This is a genomic window from Actinomadura citrea (genome assembly GCF_013409045.1).
Lineage (GTDB): Bacteria > Actinomycetota > Actinomycetes > Streptosporangiales > Streptosporangiaceae > Spirillospora > Spirillospora citrea.
In genome coordinates, this window is record NZ_JACCBT010000001.1 from 3,041,435 (window position 1) to 3,059,882 (window position 18,448).

Annotated in this window: 16 protein-coding genes and 1 riboswitch; of the genes, 7 read left to right on the top strand and 9 right to left on the bottom strand. The window is 73.7% G+C overall.

The window, feature by feature from the left end:
• Window positions 1-73: 73 nt before the first annotated feature.
• Entirely contained in the window at window positions 74-1,330 is a 1,257-nt protein-coding gene (thiI, locus tag BJ999_RS14345; protein WP_179833767.1) for a tRNA uracil 4-sulfurtransferase ThiI, read from the top strand.
• A 24-nt stretch (window positions 1,331-1,354) separates the two neighbouring features.
• On the opposite strand, the gene BJ999_RS14350 is transcribed toward thiI, so the two are convergent.
• From BJ999_RS14350 to aroF, 3 genes are all read right to left on the bottom strand, one after another.
• Window positions 1,355-2,257 (bottom strand): DUF5954 family protein, encoded by a 903-nt coding sequence (locus BJ999_RS14350; protein WP_179833768.1) that lies wholly within the window; start codon window positions 2,255-2,257, stop codon window positions 1,355-1,357.
• 40 nt (window positions 2,258-2,297) lie between these two features.
• Window positions 2,298-3,284: a DMT family transporter gene (locus BJ999_RS14355; RefSeq protein ID WP_179833769.1), complete on the bottom strand. Its 987-nt coding sequence runs from the start codon at window positions 3,282-3,284 to the stop codon at window positions 2,298-2,300.
• Between the two features lie 249 nt (window positions 3,285-3,533).
• Window positions 3,534-4,580, bottom strand: a complete 1,047-nt coding sequence (gene aroF / locus BJ999_RS14360; RefSeq protein ID WP_179833770.1) for a 3-deoxy-7-phosphoheptulonate synthase — start codon at window positions 4,578-4,580, stop codon at window positions 3,534-3,536.
• 257 nt (window positions 4,581-4,837) lie between these two features.
• Between aroF and BJ999_RS14365 the strand changes: the two genes are divergently transcribed.
• The 5 genes from BJ999_RS14365 (at window position 4,838) to BJ999_RS14385 (ending at window position 9,925) form a co-directional block, all read left to right on the top strand.
• Window positions 4,838-5,461, top strand: a complete 624-nt coding sequence (locus BJ999_RS14365; protein WP_179833771.1) for a sulfite oxidase-like oxidoreductase — start codon at window positions 4,838-4,840, stop codon at window positions 5,459-5,461.
• 124 nt (window positions 5,462-5,585) lie between these two features.
• Window positions 5,586-6,920 (top strand): histidine kinase, encoded by a 1,335-nt coding sequence (locus tag BJ999_RS14370; RefSeq protein WP_179833772.1) that lies wholly within the window; start codon window positions 5,586-5,588, stop codon window positions 6,918-6,920.
• Between the two features lie 77 nt (window positions 6,921-6,997).
• On the top strand, window positions 6,998-7,795 hold the full coding sequence (locus BJ999_RS14375; protein WP_179833773.1) for a LytR/AlgR family response regulator transcription factor: 798 nt from the start codon (window positions 6,998-7,000) through the stop codon (window positions 7,793-7,795).
• Window positions 7,785-8,225, top strand: a complete 441-nt coding sequence (locus BJ999_RS14380; protein ID WP_179833774.1) for a hypothetical protein — start codon at window positions 7,785-7,787, stop codon at window positions 8,223-8,225. The genes BJ999_RS14375 and BJ999_RS14380 overlap by 11 nt, the downstream gene beginning before the upstream one ends.
• Window positions 8,222-9,925, top strand: coding sequence for a sodium:solute symporter family transporter (locus tag BJ999_RS14385; RefSeq protein WP_179833775.1), 1,704 nt, complete (start codon window positions 8,222-8,224; stop codon window positions 9,923-9,925). Before BJ999_RS14380 ends, BJ999_RS14385 begins: the two co-directional genes overlap by 4 nt.
• Window positions 9,926-10,912: 987 nt before the next feature.
• On the opposite strand, the gene BJ999_RS14390 is transcribed toward BJ999_RS14385, so the two are convergent.
• From BJ999_RS14390 to thiO, 6 genes are all read right to left on the bottom strand, one after another.
• Window positions 10,913-11,758, bottom strand: coding sequence for a deoxyribonuclease IV (locus BJ999_RS14390; protein ID WP_179833776.1), 846 nt, complete (start codon window positions 11,756-11,758; stop codon window positions 10,913-10,915).
• A gap of 20 nt (window positions 11,759-11,778) precedes the next feature.
• The gene (gene pknB, locus BJ999_RS14395; RefSeq protein ID WP_179833777.1) at window positions 11,779-13,701 is read right to left on the bottom strand and encodes a Stk1 family PASTA domain-containing Ser/Thr kinase; all 1,923 of its coding nucleotides are present in this window, start codon (window positions 13,699-13,701) and stop codon (window positions 11,779-11,781) included.
• 36 nt (window positions 13,702-13,737) lie between these two features.
• Entirely contained in the window at window positions 13,738-14,709 is a 972-nt protein-coding gene (locus BJ999_RS14400) for a DMT family transporter (protein WP_179833778.1), read from the bottom strand.
• A 135-nt stretch (window positions 14,710-14,844) separates the two neighbouring features.
• Complete coding sequence (locus tag BJ999_RS14405; protein WP_179833779.1) at window positions 14,845-15,648, bottom strand: thiazole synthase; 804 nt, start codon at window positions 15,646-15,648, stop codon at window positions 14,845-14,847.
• A gap of 2 nt (window positions 15,649-15,650) precedes the next feature.
• Window positions 15,651-15,851, bottom strand: a complete 201-nt coding sequence (gene thiS, locus BJ999_RS14410; protein ID WP_179833780.1) for a sulfur carrier protein ThiS — start codon at window positions 15,849-15,851, stop codon at window positions 15,651-15,653.
• Window positions 15,848-16,975: a glycine oxidase ThiO gene (gene thiO / locus BJ999_RS14415; RefSeq protein WP_179833781.1), complete on the bottom strand. Its 1,128-nt coding sequence runs from the start codon at window positions 16,973-16,975 to the stop codon at window positions 15,848-15,850. Before thiO ends, thiS begins: the two co-directional genes overlap by 4 nt.
• Window positions 16,965-17,078: riboswitch (TPP riboswitch) on the bottom strand. Its footprint overlaps the gene before it by 11 nt.
• Window positions 17,079-17,170: 92 nt before the next feature.
• On the opposite strand from thiO, the gene BJ999_RS14420 reads away from it, so the two are divergent.
• Window positions 17,171-18,406 (top strand): NAD(P)/FAD-dependent oxidoreductase, encoded by a 1,236-nt coding sequence (locus BJ999_RS14420; protein ID WP_179833782.1) that lies wholly within the window; start codon window positions 17,171-17,173, stop codon window positions 18,404-18,406.
• The last annotated feature ends 42 nt before the right edge of the window (window positions 18,407-18,448 follow it).

Genomic DNA, 18,448 nt, shown 5'->3' on the forward strand with positions numbered 1-18,448 from the left:
GGGTCGCGGTGTTGGCTTCTCTGGGCCACACTGGAGGTTCCCTCTTTACCTGTTCCCGCCGGGAGGATCACGCATGACCACGCTCGACACCGCGCCCGACGCCGCGCCCGGCACCGCGGCGGCGGACGTCCGGGAGCAGTCGCCGGTCAACGGCGAGCCGTGCGTGCTGCTCAAACTGGGCGAGGTCGTCCTCAAGGGCAAGAACCGCGAGCAGTTCGAGCGCCGCCTCGCCGACAACGTGCGCACCGCCGTCCGGCCGATCGCCCGGGTGGACGTCGTCCGGCGGCACGGCGTGTTCATCGTCCGCCGACCCGGTGCTGATCTTGCCACCATGGAGCGGGTCGCGCAGCGGATCACCGACGTCATGGGCATCGTGTGGGCGCACCGCGCCTGGCAGGTCGGCAAGGACCTCGCCAGCGTCGAGCGCGCCGCCCTGGAGCTCATGGACGGGCGGACCGGCACGTTCGCCGTCCGGTCCCGGCGCCGCGACAAGCGGTTCCCGATGACCTCCACCGAGCTCGACCGGCACATCGGCACGCTCGTCACCGCCCGCTACGGCCAGCCCGTCCGGCTGAAGAACCCCGAGCACACCCTGTCGATCGAGGTCGACCGCGACGAGGTGTTCGTCTACTCCGGCGGCCTGCCCGGGCAGGGCGGCCTGCCCGTCGGGATGAGCGGCCGCGGCCTCGTGCTGATGTCGGGCGGCATCGACTCGCCCGTCGCCGCGTACCGGATGATGCGCCGCGGCCTGCGCGTCGACTACCTGCACTTCTCCGGCATGCCGTTCACCGGCCCCGAGTCGATCTACAAGGCGTACGCGCTGGTCCGCGAGCTGGACAAGTTCCAGACCGGGTCCCGGCTGTTCGTCGTGCCGTTCGGCAAGGCGCAGCAGCAGATCAAGTCCTCCGGCGCCGACCGGCTCGCGGTGATCGCGCAGCGGCGGCTGATGCTGCGCACCGGGGAGGTCCTCGCCCGGCGGCTGCGCGGCTCCGCGCTGATCACCGGCGACGCGCTCGGCCAGGTGTCCAGCCAGACCCTCGCCAACATCACCGCGCTGGACGACGCCGTCGAGCTGCCCATCCTGCGGCCCCTCGTCGGCATGGACAAGGTCGAGATCATGGACCAGGCGCGCCGCATCCGCACCCTGACGATCTCCGAGCTGCCCGACGAGGACTGCTGCACCCTGCTCGCGCCCCGCCGCGCCGAGACCCGGGCCAAGATCGGCGACCTGCGGCAGATCGAGAAGCGCCTCGACGTCGGCGAGCTCGCCGACCAGCTCGCCGCGTCCGTCCAGGAGCACCGCCCCGCCTACGGCGACCCGGCCACCTGATCGGCCGCTCGCGCCCGCCGCTGGCTAGCGGGCGTCGAAGTCAGTCGGGCGCGGCGGCTCGGGGCCGTCCGGGCCCATCAGGGTGATCCGCTCGATGCGGACGATGCGGAAGCGGCGGCCCGCGACGGCGATGCCGTTGCGGCGGCTGTCGTCCTCCATCAGCTCCGCCGCCTCGGCGAACCGGGCGACGTCGGTCGCGGCGGGGCTCTCCACCGCCGGCACCACGTGCCTGAAGTAGGTGGCCAGCGAGTCGCGGGCCTGCTGCGGCGCGTCGTACAGGCGCCCGACGGGCCGCCAGCGCCGCTCGCCGCGCTCGGCGACGGTGAACGCGGGCGCCAGCGCGACCGGGGTGAGGAACGCGCCGGACGGCTCGTTGCCCGTGGCCGCCGCGGCGTCCAGCACCTGGCACAGCAGCTCGGCGGTCGCGAGGTCGGACGCCGGGCCGTCGTCCGGCAGCAGCTCGTGCGGCCGGGCGGGCGGGACGCGGCCGCACGCCGGCAGCGGGTCCAGGTCCGTCGGGCGGGGCGGCTCGGGCCCGTCCGGGCCGGTGCGGGCCAGTTGCTCGATCCGCACGATCCGGAACCGTCGCCCGCCCGCGGTCACCTCGTCGGCCGGCTCGCGCCGCAGCGTCCGGGCCGCGGCCGCCAGGTCGCGCGCCCGCGCGCCGGAGCCCGGCGCGGCCCGGTCCTCCAGATGGTCGGCGAGGATCTCGCGCGCGCCCTGCGGCAGCGGGTCGAACGGGCACACGACCTGCCAGCCGCCCGGAACCCGTTCCGCGGCGGTGTACACGGCGCCGAGGGCCACAAGTTCCGGGTAGGCGGCGAGGGCGCGGCGGGCGTCCGCCAGTAGCACCGCGGCGACCGGGTCGACGCCGTCCAGGTCCTCCGGGAACAGCCGCCCCCCGGCGTCACCATCTCCCGTCGTCATGCCGGTCATCATCCTCGCCGCGCCGCGCCCGGCCAATGGTTCAGACCATTTCGTTACCGCCCTGTGCGCCTTCCCCGCGGCCCTGTGCGCCTTCCCCGCGGCCGCGGCGGCGGGGCGCCACGAGGACCACCAGGCTCGTCGCCAGCAGCACGAGGCCGCCCAGCGCCGCGCCGCCCAGCCGCTCGCCCAGCAGGACCGTGCCGAGCACCGCCGCGACCGCCGGCTCCGCGAGCGTCAGGGTCGTCGCCGTCGTCGCGGGCGTCGTGCGCAGGCCCCGGGCGAAGAGCAGGTAGCCGCCGCCCGTGGTGATCACCCCGAGGTAGAGCGCGATGAGCGCGCCGCTCCCGGTGACAAGCCAGCCCGTCGGTCCGGCGAGCAGCACGGGCACCAGCGGGAGGGCCGCCGTGCCGAACAGCGCCGCCGCGACGGCCCGGTCCTGCTCGCCCCGGGTGATGAGGACGGACGCCACCGTCGCGTACGCCGCGTACGCCAGCCCGGACAGCAGGGCGAGCCCGATGCCGAGCGGCTCCGCGCCCGCGTCCCGGCCGCCGCCGACGAGCAGCGCGCAGCCCGCGACGGCCCCCGCCGTGGCGAGCGTCCACCGCCCGGTCGGCGCGGACCTGCGCGCCAGCAGCCCGATCACGCCGGTGAACACGGGCGCGCTGCCGATCGTGACGATGGTGCCGACCGCGACGCCGGTGCGCCCGGCGGCGACGAAGAACGCCGTCTGGTACACGGTGATGGCGACCGCCCCGAGGCCGACGAGCGGCAGGTTGCGGCGGTCCGCCACCAGGTGGCGCAGCCCCGCGCCGCCGCGCGTGAGAGCGGCGAGGGCCAGCAGCACCAGGCCGCCGATGATGATGCGGATCGCGGCGACCGAGTACGGGGACGCGCCGTCCGCGAACGTGCGGACGGTGCCGGTCGTCCCCCACAGGGTCGCCGCCAGCAGGACGTCGGCGCCGCCGCGCCGGGCACGGGACCGCGAGGACTTTTCAGGCGCGCGGCCAAGGGAGGTGTTCTGTGACACGGAGAGAGGCTCCTGGGCTCGAATCGGAAGGAGAGATCCGGATTCGGGGCGCAGGACGGCACGGCCGGGCGCGTGATCGCGCCGGGCCGTGCCGTGATCAGCAGGGAATGCGGTCGTCGCGCCCCGTCAGGAGCGCGGCGGCCCGCAATCGGGTGCCCAGTAAGCCATGGTTCAGAACGATACCCGCTCCCCGTCCGGCGGGACGCCTGCCGGTCAGGCGGGGCCGGCGGGTTCGGCGGGTCAGGCAGGTCAGGCGGGCACGGCGTCGGGGTCCTCGCTCCTGGTGAGGGAGCGGCCGACGATCGGGGGCAGGTCGCGCACGAGCTTGGCGAGCTCGCGCAGGTCGCCGTCCACCAGGGCCTGCGGGCCGTCGCACAGGGCCGTCTCCGGGTGCGGGTGCACGTCGATGATCACGCCGTCGGCGCCGACCGCGATCGCCGCGCGGGTCAGCGGCAGGACGAGGTCGCGGCTGCCCCCCGAGTGCGACGGGTCCACGATGACCGGCAGGTGGGAGAGGCGCTGCGCCACCGGGACCGCGGAGATGTCGAGGGTGTTGCGGGTCGCGCGCTCGAACGTGCGGATGCCCCGCTCGCACAGCACGATGTCGAGGTTGCCGCGCTGCGCGACGTACTCGGCGGCCATCAGCCACTCCTCGATCGTCCCGTTCATGCCGCGCTTCAGCATGACCGGCCTGCCGGACTCGCCGGCGGCCTGCAGGAGGGCGAAGTTCTGCGCGTTGCGGGTGCCGATCTGCAGCATGTCGGCGTAGGAGGCGACGAGTTCGACGTCGGCGGCGTCCACGACCTCGGTGACGATCGGCATGCCGGTCTCCTCGCGGACGTCCGCGAGGATGCGCAGCCCGGCCTCCCCGAGGCCCTGGAACGCGTACGGCGACGTGCGCGGCTTGAACGCGCCGCCGCGCAGCAGGGTCGCGCCGGCGGCCTGCGCCATCTGCGCCGCGCCGAGGGTCTGCTCGGGAGTCTCCACCGCGCACGGGCCGGCGATCAGCGTCATGGTGCCGGGGCCGATCGGCACCCCGCCGACCCGGACGACCGACCGCTCGGCGTGGTTCTCGCGGCTCACCAGCTTGTAGGGCGCCGAGATGCGGATGACGTCGCTGACGCCGCGCATCCCGCGCAGGTTCAGCGAGCCGAACTGCTGGACGTCGCCCACCAGCCCGACGATGGTGCGCTCCACTCCGCGGCTGACGAAGGCGTCGCCTCCCGCCGTCTCGACCAGTGAGACGACGGCTCTGACATCCGCTTCGCTGGCCTCCGGGGCCATGACGACGACCATGGGTTGCTGCCTCTCCTTCAGGCCCCGGGAGGCCGGCCGGTCCCCGGAACGACGAAAGCCCCGGGCCGGCCGGCCCGGGGCTTTCGCCTTCGTGGTCTGTCAGCGCAGCGTCTGGCAGACCAGCCGTCCGGGCTGGTCGGGCCAAAAGAAATACACGACGCTGCGCATGGGGCAAGCGTAGCCGATGTCCAGGTGCGCGGGCCCGCACGCACCCCGGATATGGCTCAGCTCACTCCGGATGGCAGGATGGCCGCGTCATGACGCACCCCGAACAGTCCGCGCCGCAGCCGGGCGAACTGCCGCCCGGGCAGTACGTCCCCCGGGGCTGGCCCGTCCTGCACTACGGTCCCGTGCCGAAGTTCCGTCCCAAGGACTGGGACTTCCGGGTCTTCGGCGCCACCGAGTCGGGGGAGCAGCACCGCTGGACCTGGGACGAGTTCGAGGCGCTGCCGAAGGCCACCTCGGTCGCCGACTTCCACTGCGTCACCAAGTTCACCATCCCGGACAACGAGTGGCAGGGCGTCCCCGGCGCGGTGATCATCGAGCTGGCGCCGCCCGCGCCGGAGGTCACGCACGTCATGGTCTGGGCCGAGTACGGCTACAGCGCCAACATCCGGATGAGCGACTTCCTCACCGACGGGACGATGTTCGCCACGCACCGCGACGGCGAGCGCCTCACCCCCGACCACGGCTTCCCCGTCCGCATCGTCATCCCGCACCTGTACGCGTGGAAGAGCGTGAAATGGGTCCGGGGCGTGGAGTACCTGGTGAAGGACCGCCGGGGCTTCTGGGAGGAGCGCGGCTACCACAACGTCGCCGACCCGTGGCGGGAGCAGCGCTACTCATACCAGGAGGACGAGGGCGAGTCGCCCCCGCTGTGATCGGTCCGGCGCGAATGGTCCGCTGGTACGCGCCTTCCGGCGGGCCGAGCGTGTCCCATTCGAGACCTCGGTAAATCGGCAACAGGCGCACCCGCGGCGATGATAGCCATTACCGTAAGTTTCCATGGACCTACCGTCCGTCACAGATGTCGTGGTGTGCGCCGCGGCAGCCGGGGCCAGCGGGGTCTGGGCGCCGCGCCGGTGGTGCCTCCTGCCGCGGCGCGGTCCCGCCGATCCGGCGGAGGCGGCCGCCCTGGCCGCCCTGCACCTGATCGCGCACGCCGCGCCCCCGCTGCGGGCCGGCCTCACCGGCGACGCGGCGCGCAGGGCGACCCGGCTGCTGCGCTCGCTCCTCGGCGCCGAGGCGGTCGCGATCGTGGGGGTGCGCCCGCCCGACGATCCGGACGACCCAGACGACCCCGACGGATCCGACGGATCCGACGAGCCGGGCGGCGACACGAGGGACGTGCCGCGGCTGCTGGCCTGGGACGGCGCCGGCCGCGGCGCCCACGCGGGCGAGGCGGTCGCGCACGCGCTGCCCGTCCTGACCTCCGGCAGGCCCCGGGTCGTCACGCCGGAGCCGCTCGCCTGCGGCGACCCGCACTGCGGCGTCCGGGCGGCGATGATCGCCCCCCTCACCGTCGAGGGCCGCGTCGCAGGCACGCTGACCGCGTACTGGCCGAGCCCGTCCACGGCGCGGGTCCGCGCGGTCGGGGAGGCTGCCCGGCTCGTCACCGGGCAGCTCGAACTGGCCGGGCTGGACTCGGTCCGCGGACGCCTCGCCGAGGCCGAGATGCGCGCCCTGCGCGCGCAGATCTCGCCGCACTTCGTCTACAACTCGCTGACCACGATCGCCTCGTTCGTCCGCACCGACCCCGAGCGGGCCCGCGGCCTGCTGCTGGACTTCGCCGACTTCGCCCGCTACTCGTTCCGCAACCCGCGCGACTTCACCACGCTCGCCGACGAGCTGCGCTCGATCGACCGCTACCTGCTTCTGGAGCGCGCCAGATTCGGCGAGCGGCTGCAGTGCAACGTCGAGGTCGCGCCCGAGGTGCTGCCGGTCGCCGTCCCGTTCCTCGCGCTCCAGCCGCTCGTCGAGAACGCCGTCCGGCACGGCATGGCCGGGGGCCGCCGGGCGTTCCACATCTCGATCGTGGCCCGCGACTCGGGCGCCGAGGCCGCGATCAGCGTGGAGGACGACGGGATCGGCATGGATCCCGAGCGGCTCGAAGAGATCCTGTCGGCGCCCCTCGGACGTCCCGGGCCCACCGGCTGGGGGAGCGTCGCCACCCACGACCGGCCGGGGGGCGGCCCCGGCATCGGCCTCGCGAACGTCGACGCGCGCATGCGCCAGGTCTACGGGGACGAGTACGGCCTCACCGTCGAGACAGCGCTCGGCGCCGGAACCAAGGTCAAATTGCGCGTCCCGAAGTACCGTCCGGGCGTCTTTCCCGACTGAGGCGCGATCCGGGCGACACGCCACTCACTTTTCGGAACCGATTGCGGACAGACGGTAATCGCGGCAAAGTCGCCCTCATGCTTCACGTCCTCGCCGTCGACGATGAACGCCCGGCCCTGGAGGAGCTGACCTACCTGCTCAGCAAGGACCCGCGGATCGGGCGGGTCACCGGCGCCGGAGACGCCTCGGCCGCGCTCCGCGACCTGAGCCGGATGCTCGTCGAGGGCGAGCGCCTCGACGCCGTGTTCCTCGACATCCGCATGCCGGGCCTCGACGGGCTCGACTTCACCCGGCTGCTGACCGCGTTCGCCGCGCCGCCGCACGTGGTGTTCGTGACCGCGCACGACGACTGCGCCGTCACCGCCTACGAGCTCGGCGCGCTCGACTACCTGCTGAAGCCCGTCCGCCCGGAGCGGCTGGCCGAGTCCGTCCGGCGCGTGGCGGCGGCCGTGCGCCGGCAGTCCCCGCCCGCCGGGGAGGCCTCCGCCGACCCCGACGACGAGATGATCCCCGTCGAGCTCGGCGGGCGGACGCGGCTGGTGTCCCGCCGCGCCGTGACCCATGTCGAGGCGCAGGGCGACTACGTGCGGCTGCACACCGCCGACGGCGGCTTCCTGGTCCGCATGCCGCTGTCCGCGCTCTCCAAGCGGTGGGAGGGCGCGGGGTTCATCCGGATCCACCGCAGCACCCTCGTCGCGGCCGCGCACATCACCGAGCTGCGCTTCGACGGCGGCCGTGCCGCCGTCCAGATCGGGGACGAGCTGCTGCAGGTCAGCCGCCGCCACACCCGCGAGGTCCGGGACCTGCTCGTCCGCAAGTTCCACCAACCGGACGAGGACGCCGGGGACCCGGGGGAGGGCCGCGATGACCGATGAACGCCGCGACACGATGGCGGGGACGGCGGCCGCCCGCCCCGGCGCGCCGCCGGAGGGCGCGGCGTCGGGCACGGCGCAGGCCACCGAGACCGCGGCGCCCGCGGCCGGCCCGGCGGACCCCGATCCGCCCGATACCGACCCGCTCCCTTCCGGTCTGCCGATCGGCGCCGCCGAGACCCGCCGCCTCATCCGCGCCCAGCTGCGCACCGCCCTCGGCACCGGCGCGTTCGTCATGACCGTGGTGACGGCGCTCCCGGCGCTGATGGTGATCGTCCCGGCGGTGGCGCGGGCCCGCGTGCACGGCGTCCCGCTGCCCTGGCTCGTCCTCGCGTTCGGCATCCAGCCGGTCTGGGTCGCGGCGTCGTTCCGTCAGCTCGGCCGCGCCGAACGCGCCGAACACGACCTCACGCGACCGGCGGGTCGCCGATGACCGCCGTGGCGGTGGCGGCGGCGCTCCTGGCGCTGCTGGTGGCGACCGTCGCGTTCGGCACCTGCGACCGCCGCTCCGCCTGCACCGCCTCCGACCTCATGGTCGCCTCCCGGGGCGTCACCCCCTGGCGGAACGCCTCGGCGATCAGCGGCGAGTACCTCTCCGCCGCCGCGTTCCTCGGCACCGCCGGACTGGTGCTCGCCTACGGCGCCGACATGCTGTGGCTGCCGGTCGCGGCGACCGCCGGACATGTCCTGCTCCTGGCGTTCGTCACCGCGCCGCTGCGCAGGTCCGGTGCCTACACCGTCTCCGACTTCGCCGAGTGGAGGCTCGGCTCCCCGGCCGTGCGGCGCATCGTCACCTGCTGCGTCTGCTTCATCGGCTGGTTCTACCTGCTGCCGCAGTTCCAGGGCGCCGGCGTGACCCTGCGCGTGATGACGGGCGCCCCGGTGTGGGCGGGCTGGGCCGTCGTCGTCGCGGTCACGCTGCTCCTCGTCGCCTCCGGCGGGATGTGCAGCATCACCGCCGTCCAGAGCATCCAGTTCTGGGTGAAACTGGTCGCCTTCGCCGTGCCCGCCCTGGCACTGCTGGTCGTGTGGCAGATGGACGGCCGCCCCGACCCCGTCGGCGACGGGCCCGCGCGCTTCGTGCACACCACCCGGGTCCACGTGGGCACCGAGGTGGCGGTCACCGCTCCCGCCGACGTCCTCGTCACCGCCCGGGGGCGGGTGGACGGAGTCCGCCACGGCGGCGGGGCGATGACCCTCGCCGCGGGCCGGCACACCATCGGGCCCGGCGCCGAAGTGGTCTTCCCGGCCGGCGCTCCGGTGCCCCATGCCGAACGCCTGCCCGTCCAGAGCGGCGAGACCTGGGCCACCCCCTTCGGCCGCGGCGAGGAACACGGCTTCTACCGCACGTACTCGGCGCTCCTCGGCATCCTGCTCGGCACCATGGGGCTGCCCCACATCCTCATCCGCTTCTACACCAACCCGAGCGGAAGCACCGCCCGCCGCACGGCCGCCCTCGTGCCGGTCCTCCTCGCGCTCTTCTACGTCTTCCCCACCGTCTACGCGTCCATGGGACGCCTCTACGCGCCCGAACTGCTGATGACCGGCGACACCGACGCGACCGTCCTGCTGCTGCCGCAGCGCATCCCCGGACCGGCCGGCGCGCTGCTCACCGGGCTCATCACCCTCGGCGCCTTCGCCGCGTTCATCTCCACCTCCTGCGGCCTCGTCGTCACCATCGCCGGCACGGTCACGCAGTGCGCCCGCCGCAGCGGCGTCGCGTCCTTCCGCATCGCCACCGTGTTCGCGCTCGTCGTCCCGCTCGCCCTGCTCCCGAGGATCGGGACGCAGGGCGCCGCCGGCCTCGTCGCCCTGGCCCTCTGCGTGTCGGCGTGCTCCCTGTGCCCGCTCCTCCTGCTCGCCATCTGGTGGCGCGGCCTGACCGCCGCCGGCGCCGGCGCCGGCCTGCTCCTCGGTACCGCTCTCGCCGTCGCGTCCGGGGTCCTGCACCTGTACGAGGTCCCCCTGACGGGCTGGCCCGCCGCCGCCGTGGCCGAACCCGCCGCCCTGATCGCCCCCGCGGCGTTCGCCGTCATGGTCGCGGTCTCGCTCCTGACCCGCCGCCGCGTCCCCCGCCGCGCCGACCGCGCCCTGACGAAACTGCACCTTCCCGAGGACGTGTTCGCCCGCTGAGTCCCGTTATGAACCGTTCGCGACGGCGCTCCGCTCACCGCGCCCCGCCCTCGGACCGCTCGTCCCGCCGCAGAGACCGCTCATCCGACGACTACGCTCCGTATATCTCTGACTACGCACCGTTCATCGAACGCCGCGTCGTCCCCGTGTCCAGGGGTGGCGAACCCCTCTAATGTTCTCAGTGGCACCACACGTCACACCGCCCGAGGAGGGGCGGGCGGTCCCCGGCCGCGAACCCTCCCACAAGAGCAAATCCGGAGATCCGGCGACAACACGCCGGATCGTGAGTCGCAGGATCCCGTACCGGGGGGGTGGGATCCCGCGACCTGTGGCTCGGGCGTCGCTGAACAGTCGGGGGGTTGTTCAGCGGCGCCTGAGTCTTTTCTTTTTTCTCCTCCTTCGGGCCTGGCGGCCCTGCTGTGCTTATTGCAGTGCCCTCCTCCTTCGGGCCTGGCGGCCCTCCATCGTCGGGCACCGCGGGCGATCGCTGGCATCGCTCCGACTCTCCTAGCGGCTCGCTGCGCGATCAGTTTCTCGCAAGCTCGAATCTGCCTTCGGACGCGATCGCAACCGTGAGGTTGCTTTGTAGTGGCGGTGCAGCCTGGGGTTTCGCAGCAGTGGGTGCGGGTTGACGCGCAGCGCTCGCCTGACGGCTGGATGCGCGGGCATCTTGCAAGCCCGAAACTGCTGTCGGATGCGATCGCAACAGGTGAGGTCGTTGGGGGGAGCGCCGACCCGCACCGACTACTGCAACCGCCCCAGCCGCCACAGCAACCCCGCGACGACATGGGGGCCGCGATCGCGTCCGAAGGCAGATTCGAGCGAAGCAAGAATCTGATCGCGCAGCGAGCCGCTAGGCGAGTCGGAGCGATGCCAGCGATCGCCCGCGGTGCCCGACGATGGAGGGCCGCCAGGCCCGAAGGAGGAGGGCACTGCAATAAGCACAGCAGGGCCGCCAGGCCCGAAGGAGGAGAAAAAGCAATAAGTTCAGCCGCGTAGGCGTTTTAGGGTTTTTATGTCTTCTGCGTGGGGGGCGGGGGCTCGGCCCGGGGTTTCGATGATGAAGGGGACGCCGGTCGTGGCGGGGTGGCGGAAGAGGTCGGCGAAGGGGGATTCGCCTATCTGGCCGGCGCCGATGTTCTCGTGGCGGTCCTTGGCGGAGGCGCAGGCGTCCTTGGAGTCGTTGGCGTGGACCAGTTTCAGACGGCCCTCGCCCACGGCGGCGACCAGGGCGTCGAGGGTGTCCTTGGCGCCGCCCGGGGCCGCCAGGTCGTGGCCGGCGGCGAAGGCGTGGCAGGTGTCGAAGCAGACGCCGAGCTTCGGGTGGTGGTCGAGGCGCTCGAAGAACGGGGCCAGGTCCTGGACCTTGGCGCAGAGCATGTTGTTCTGCCCGGCCATGGGCTCCAGGAGCAGGTCGGGGCCGTCCTCCGGGATCTCGTCGAGGAGCGGCAGGACGTGCTCGCGGACCTGGGCCATGGCCTCGTCGTAGGTCCGGGTGACGGCGGAGCCGGTGTGGACGACGACGCCGCGGGCGCCGATGGCGCGGCCCCGGGTCAGGGAGTGGCGGACGGCCGCTAGCGACCTGTCGAGCGTCTCCGGGGTGGGGGAGCCGAGGTTGACCAGGTACGGGGCGTGGACGTAGACGGGGATGCCCTCGTCCCGGAGCTTGGCGTCCTCGGCCGGCTTCCCCTCGGGCAGGGCCCAGCCGCGGGGGTTGGAGACGAAGACCTGGACCGCCTCGGCGCCGATCTCGGCGGCGTACTTCAGGCCGCCGGTGGCGAGGCCGCCGGCCACGGGGACGTGCGCCCCGACGGGGCTGGTGGGTGAGGTCATGGCGCGTTCAGACTAGCCGGTCAGGGGCCCCGGACGATCGTGATGGTGGAGCCGCGCGGGGCCTCGCCGCTGTTGGGCGACTGGAAGCGGACGACGTTGCCGCCGAAGCCCGTCACGTTCACGCGGAAGCCGGAGTCCTCCAGCGCGCTCCTGGCGTCGTTGACGCGGCGGCCGGTGAGGTCCGGGACGGGGACGTTCTGGTTGCCGTCGCCGTCGTCGCAGCCGAACTGGAAGGGGCCCGCGTCGACGATGCAGTCGCGCTTGTTGACGACGATGGTGACCTTGTCCCCGCGGGAGACGCCGGTGCCCTCGGACGGGTCCTGCTCGATCACCGTGTCGGGGTCCTTGCCGTCCACCTGCTTCTTCTTGACGGTGACGTCCAGGCCCATGGAGCGCAGCTGGTTGGCGGCGGTGTCGCCGTTCTGGCCGACGAGGCCGGGCATCGACATCCCCGTGGAGACGACGATGGAGACGCGCTCGTCGGGGGACTGCTTCTCGCCGGCGTCCGGGTCGGTGCTGATGACGTCGCCCTTGGAGACGGTCTGCGAGGGGGTGGTGCTCGTCCGGCCGACGGTGAAGCCCTTGTCCTCCAGGGTCTTCTTGGCGTCGGCGAGGGACTTGCCCCCGACGTCGGGCACCTCGCGGGGCGTGATGCCCCGGGAGGGCGTGAGGGTGACCGTCTGGCCCTTGGCGAGGCGTGCCCCGGCGGGCGGGTCGGACTTGGCGACGCCGCCCTTGTGGACGCGGTCGCTGTAGACCGCCTTGGCGGTGCGCACGTCCAGGCCGTCGGACTCCAGCTGGTCGCGGGCGTCGGCGACCTTCATCCCGATGATCGAGGACGGGACGTGCTCGTACTGGCCGGACGTCTGGTACCAGACCGCCCAGCCGAGGATGACCGCCGCGATCAGGCCGATGGCGATCAGGACGTAGCGGCCGGTCAGGGCCCCGATGGCGCGGTCGGCCCTGGTGGGGCGGGCGGCGTACGCGGGCGCCAGGGTCTCGGCGTCCATGACGGCGGTGCGGCCGTGGGCGGGCGGGGCCTCCAGGACGCTCGTCGCGTTGCGGGACGCCTCCTCGACGCGGCGGTCGAAGTCGCGGGGCAGGCCGCCGAACACCTCGGCGACCTCGGCCAGGTACTGGTTCGCGTCCTGCGGGCGGCGCGCCGGGTCGTGGCTCGTGGCGTCGGTGACCAGGGCGTCCACCTGCGGGGGGATGCCGGGGACGACGCCGGACGGCGGCGGCACCGTCTCGTTCACGTGCTTGTAGGCGACCGCCAGGGGGGTGTCGCCCTGGTGCGGCAGCCGCCCGGTGATCAGTTCGAACAGCATGATGCCGGCGGCGTAGACGTCGGAGCGGACGTCGGCGTTGCCGGACAGCACCTGTTCGGGCGCCAGGTAGCCGACCGTCCCGATGATCATGCCGGTCTTGGTCATCTTGCTGGCGGTCTCGGCCCGCGCGAGGCCGAAGTCGGCGACCTTGACCTGGCCGTCCTCGGTGATCAGCACGTTCTCGGGCTTGACGTCGCGGTGCACGAGCCCGGCCCGGTGCGCGGCGCCGAGCGCGGCCAGCACCGGCTGCATGATCTCCAGCGCGGCGCGGGGGCCGAGGCGCCCGAGCGAGTTCAGCGCGTCGCGCAGGGTGCGTCCGGCGACGTACTCCATCACCAGGAAGACGTGCTCGCCGTCGGTGCGCTGGTCGTAGACGGCGACGACGTTGGGGTGGGACAGCGCCGCGGCGGCCTTGGCCTCGCCGATGAAGCGGGCGACGAAGTCCTCGTCGGAGGCGAGTCCGGCGTGCATCACCTTGATCGCGATGATGCGGTCGAGCCTGAGGTCGCGCGCGAGATAGACCGTGGCCATGCCCCCGCGCGCGATGCGGGACTCAATGCGGTAGCGCCCGTCGAGCACCCGCCCGACGAGAGGATCTGCAACCGTCGTGTCCATCGGTGCGAGTTTACGGGCGAATCCGCACGGATCTCATCAGTCGCGAGTATGAGCATCGATGAGCCCGGAGGGTGACACCTCCGGGGCGCCCGGTTCGGGCGTGACGGGCGGGACGCGGCGGCGCAGCGTCCGCGTGCTGCGGGAGACGGCCACGCCGGCGAGGCACAGCAGCCCGCCGCCGAGGGTGACCAGCCCGGGGACCTCGTCGAGGAACAGCCACGACATCCCCACCACGAGGGCGGGCGCGGCGTAGGTGGTGGCGCCCATCTTCCCGGCGGTCGTGCGGGCCAGGGCGTATCCCCAGGTCGTGAAGGCGACCGCGGTCGGGAAGACGCCCAGATAGACCATGTTGAGGGTGGCGCCCGCGGAGGCGTCCGCGGCCTGCGAGACGAGCTGCCCGGAGAACGGCAGGCAGGCGACAGCGCCGATCGCGCAGGAGAACGTGGTGAACTGCAGCGCCGACGCGTGCCTCAAGGCCGGCTTCTGGGCGACGACGCCCGCCGCGTAGGTGACGGCGGCGGCCAGGCAGAGCAGCACCCCGCCGACGGACGAACGGCCGTCGCCCGACATCGACAGTCCGACGACGGCGGCGCCGGCGAACGACACGGCCATGCCGAGCATCAGCCGGGACGACAGGCCCTCCTTCAGCAGCCAGCCGCCGAGGAGCGCGATGAGGATCGGCCCGATGTTGACGACGAGGGCGGCGGTGCCCGCGTCCACCAGTTGCTCGCCCCAGTTCAGCACGACCATGTAGGCGCCGAACCACAGGACGCCGGCGGTGACGATGCCGGGCCAGGCGGCCTTGGGCGGCAGGCCCCCGCCCCGGACGAGCCAGATCGTCCCCAGCACGACCGTCCCGGAAAGGAGGCGGCCGAGGGCGAGGGCGCCGGGACTGTACTCGGCGCCCGCGCTGCGGATGGCGACGAAGGCCGAGGCCCAGAACACCACCGTGACCGTCGCCGCCGCCACCGCGAGCTTGCCGGCGCGCGCGCCGCTGTCCTGCTGCATGTCACGCACCTTAGGGAGAGGACGTTTCCATCAACACCGAAGCGATCTGTGGGGTTGCGCCCCGGTATGCCCAGTCTGATGGCGCGTGACTTTTCAGGTCCAGCGAAATCTTCTACAGGTGGATCTTTAGCATCGCTACGAGGTCGCGAGTCCGTCGAACGGGGAGGACGCCTGGGCGTAGCGGCGCTTGGGGATGCGCCCGGCGAGCCGCGCGAGCCGCCCGCCCTCGACCGCGTGCCGCATCGCGGCGGCCATCCGCGCCGGGGACTGCGCGCGGGTGACGGCGGTCGCGAGGAGCACGGCGTCGCAGCCGAGCTCCATGGCCAGGGCCGCGTCGGACGCCGTGCCGAGCCCCGCGTCCAGGATCACCGGGACGGTCGCGCGCTCGACGATCAGCTCGATGTTGTGCGGGTTGCGGATGCCGAGGCCCGACCCGATCGGGGAGCCGAGCGGCATCACGGCCGCGCAGCCGATCTGCTCCAGCCGGTGCGCCAGGACCGGGTCGTCACTGGTGTAGGGCAGGACGACGAAGCCGTCGTCGACGAGCTGCTCGGCGGCCTCGACCAGCTCGATCGGGTCGGGCAGCAGCGTGCGCTCGTCGGCGATCACCTCTAGCTTGACCCAGTTCGTCCCGAGTGCCTCCCGGGCGAGCTTGGCGGTCAGGACGGCCTCGCCCGCGGTGAAGCAGCCGGCGGTGTTCGGCAGCACCCGTATGCCGCACTCGGTCAGCACGTCCAGCACCGAGCCGCGCGCGGACGGGGCCACCCTGCGCATCGCGACCGTGGTGAGCGCCGTCCCGGACGCGGTCAGCGCCTCGCGCAGCACCGCCATGCTCGGCGCCCCGCCCGTTCCCATGATCAGCCGCGAGCCCAGCTCCTCGCCCGCGATGACCAGCCCGTCGGTGCCCGCTTCTGCGGGGCCCGCTTTTCCGGTGTCCATCCTCAACCTCCCTGGACCGCGGTCAGCACTTCGATGCGGTCGGCGTCCCGCAGGGGCGTGGCCTCCCACTCCGCGCGCCGGACGACCTCGTCGTTCAGCGCCGCCGCCACGCCCGTCGCGACGGCCGTGACGGACGCGACGACCTCGGCCACGCTCGCGCCGTCGGGCAGCTCGCGCGCCTCACCGTTGACGATCACCTTCATGCGCTCACCTCGGGGGAGAAGCGGTCGGGGGCGAACGGCCCGGCGACCTCGGGGACGGGCCCGTCCAGCAGCATCGCGGACAGGATGTCGGCGCTCACCGGCGTGAGCAGGATGCCGTTGCGGAAGTGCCCGGTGCCCACGAGCAGCCCGGGCAGCGCGGTCGGGCCCATCACGGGCGCGTTGTCGGGGGAGCCGGGCCGCAGCCCGGCGCGGACCTCCGCGAACTCCAGCTCGGTGATGCCGGGCAGCAGCTCGCGGGCGTCGCGCAGCAGCTCCCACAGCCCGCCGGCGGTGACGCGCGTGTCGAAGCCCAGCTCCTCCTGCGTGGCGCCGAGGACGATCTCACCGTCCGCACGCGGCACCAGGTAGACCGACGACCCCCGGACGAGGCCGCGGGTCGCCCGCCGCAGGAACGGCGCGCGGGTGCGCAGCCGGATCACCTGGCCCTTGACCGGGCGGACGGGTGGAACGGTCCCGGGAGGCAGGCCGCCGAGGTCGCCCGACCACGGCCCCGCGGCCAGCAGCACCCGGTCCGCGGGGATCACGGTGCCGTCGTCCAGGCCCACGCCGGCGGCGGCACCGTTCTCGACGACGACGCGCTCGGCCCGCCGCCGGACGAGCCGGACCCCCAGCCGCTCGCACGCCGCCAGCAGCGCCGGGGCGAGGCGGCGGGGGTCGACCGAGCCGTCCTCGGGGGCGAGCAGGCCGCCGCGCACGCCGGGCGCGAGCATCGGCTCCAGCCGCCGGCACTCGCGGCCGGTGAGCGCCTCGGCGGGGATGCCCAGGTCCTCCTGGAAGCGGCGCAGGTCGTCCAGGTGCCGCAGGTCGTCGGAGTCGAAGGCGACCTCGAGGATCCCGTCGGTGCGGTAGCCGGTCTCCAGGCCGGTCAGCTCCTCCAGTTCGGCGACGAAGGCGCCGTACCGGTCGCGGGAGGCGAGGCCGAGCCGCAGCAGCGGCTCCTCGCCGTAGGTCAGCTCGCTGACCGGGGTGAGCATGCCCGCCGCCACGGAGGACGCCCCGGACGCGGGCGCGGGATCGACGAGCGTCACGGCGGCGCCGCCGGCGGCGGTGCGCCAGGCGGTGGCCAGGCCGATCACCCCGGCGCCGATGATGACGATCTGCATGCGCGCTCCCTTCGCCGGCATGATCCGGATCAGGTCGTGGCGGTCGGCGGCCCGTTCAGCCGCCCTCTCAGCCCGGTCGCACCGGACTCCCGCGCTCTGTGCTGTTCTGCTGCCCCCACCTTACGACCTCGGCGAACCGGGCAACTGCCTGGACACCTGTCCATCCCCGGATCGCCGCCCGTTAGGGTGACCTTCATGGAGAGGGTCATCGTCGTGGGTGGCGGGCTGGCCGGCGTGCGCGCCGTGGAGGCCCTGCGGAGCAAGGGGTACGAGGGTGCGCTGACCCTCGTGTCGGCGGAGCGGCACCGGCCCTACGACCGGCCGCCGCTGTCGAAGGCCGTCCTCGCGGGCGAGTCCGACGACACGACCGTCGACGCCGACTGGGACGCGCTGCGCTGCGAGCTGCTGCTCGGCGAGCGCGCCACCGGCCTGCGGCTGGACGAGCCCGGACGGGGCGGAACGGTGGAGTCCACGGCGGGCGACCTGCCCTTCGACGGGCTCGTGATCGCGACCGGCGCCGCCCCGATCACGCTGCCGGGAGAGGGGCGCCAGCACGTGCTGCGCACGATCGACGAGGCGCGCGACCTGCGCGCCCGGCTCACCGCGGGCGCCCGCATCGTGATCGTCGGGGCGGGCTGGATCGGCGCCGAGGTCGCCACCACCGCGGCCCGCCGGGGCTGCGCGGTCACCGTCGTGGAGGCGGCCGACACCCCGCTGGCGGGCGCGATCGGGCCCGAGGTCGGCGCGCTCACCGCCCCCTGGTACGCCGAGGCCGGCGTCGAACTGCGGACCGGGGTCAAGGTCGCGGAGGTGCGCGACGGGGGCCTCGCCCTCGCCGGCGGCGGCCGCGTCGACGCCGACGAGGTGGTCGTCGGCGTCGGGGTGCGGCCCGTCCTGTCGTGGCTGGAGGGCTCCGGGCTGCTGCTGGAGCGCGGCGTCGTCACCGACGGCTCGTTCCGGACCTACATGGGCGAGGAGGACACCGGGGCGCTGCGTCCGGACGTCGTGGCGGTCGGCGACTGCGCCGCCTGGTGGTCGCACCGCTACGGGCGGCGGCTCCTCGTCGAGCACTGGGACACCGCGCTGAACGCCCCCGAGGTCGCCGCCGCGGCCCTCCTCGGCCGGGACGCCGTGTACGACGCCGCCCCGTACTTCTGGTCGGAGCAGTTCGGGCGCATGGTCCAGTACGCGGGCGACCACTCGGCGTCCGAGCGGCTCGTGCGCAGGGGCGACCCGTCCGACCCCAGGTGGGCGGTGGCGTGGCTGACCGGCGACCGCCTCGACGCGATCCTCACCGTCGGCCGGCCCCGCGACCTGGTGCAGGCGAGGCGTGTGATCGCCGCCGGGACGCCGGTGGATCCGGAGGCGATCGCCGACCCGGACGTCCCCGTCCGGCAGGCTGTTCGCGCAGAGCGATCGGCGGGGACGTAACGGCTGCGCAGCGGGTTTGAGTCTTCCGAAGGCGTGGTAGCA

Coding starts and splice junctions, on each gene's coding strand:
- thiI (WP_179833767.1), top strand. CDS start 74: ATGACCACGCTCGACACCGCGCCCGACGCCGCGCCCGGCACCGCGGCG.
- BJ999_RS14350 (WP_179833768.1), bottom strand. CDS start 2,257: ATGACGACGGGAGATGGTGACGCCGGGGGGCGGCTGTTCCCGGAGGAC.
- aroF (WP_179833770.1), bottom strand. CDS start 4,580: ATGGTCGTCGTCATGGCCCCGGAGGCCAGCGAAGCGGATGTCAGAGCC.
- BJ999_RS14365 (WP_179833771.1), top strand. CDS start 4,838: ATGACGCACCCCGAACAGTCCGCGCCGCAGCCGGGCGAACTGCCGCCC.
- BJ999_RS14370 (WP_179833772.1), top strand. CDS start 5,586: ATGGACCTACCGTCCGTCACAGATGTCGTGGTGTGCGCCGCGGCAGCC.
- BJ999_RS14375 (WP_179833773.1), top strand. CDS start 6,998: ATGCTTCACGTCCTCGCCGTCGACGATGAACGCCCGGCCCTGGAGGAG.
- BJ999_RS14380 (WP_179833774.1), top strand. CDS start 7,785: ATGACCGATGAACGCCGCGACACGATGGCGGGGACGGCGGCCGCCCGC.
- BJ999_RS14385 (WP_179833775.1), top strand. CDS start 8,222: ATGACCGCCGTGGCGGTGGCGGCGGCGCTCCTGGCGCTGCTGGTGGCG.
- BJ999_RS14390 (WP_179833776.1), bottom strand. CDS start 11,758: ATGACCTCACCCACCAGCCCCGTCGGGGCGCACGTCCCCGTGGCCGGC.
- pknB (WP_179833777.1), bottom strand. CDS start 13,701: ATGGACACGACGGTTGCAGATCCTCTCGTCGGGCGGGTGCTCGACGGG.
- BJ999_RS14400 (WP_179833778.1), bottom strand. CDS start 14,709: ATGCAGCAGGACAGCGGCGCGCGCGCCGGCAAGCTCGCGGTGGCGGCG.
- BJ999_RS14405 (WP_179833779.1), bottom strand. CDS start 15,648: ATGGACACCGGAAAAGCGGGCCCCGCAGAAGCGGGCACCGACGGGCTG.
- thiS (WP_179833780.1), bottom strand. CDS start 15,851: ATGAAGGTGATCGTCAACGGTGAGGCGCGCGAGCTGCCCGACGGCGCG.
- thiO (WP_179833781.1), bottom strand. CDS start 16,975: ATGCAGATCGTCATCATCGGCGCCGGGGTGATCGGCCTGGCCACCGCC.
- BJ999_RS14420 (WP_179833782.1), top strand. CDS start 17,171: ATGGAGAGGGTCATCGTCGTGGGTGGCGGGCTGGCCGGCGTGCGCGCC.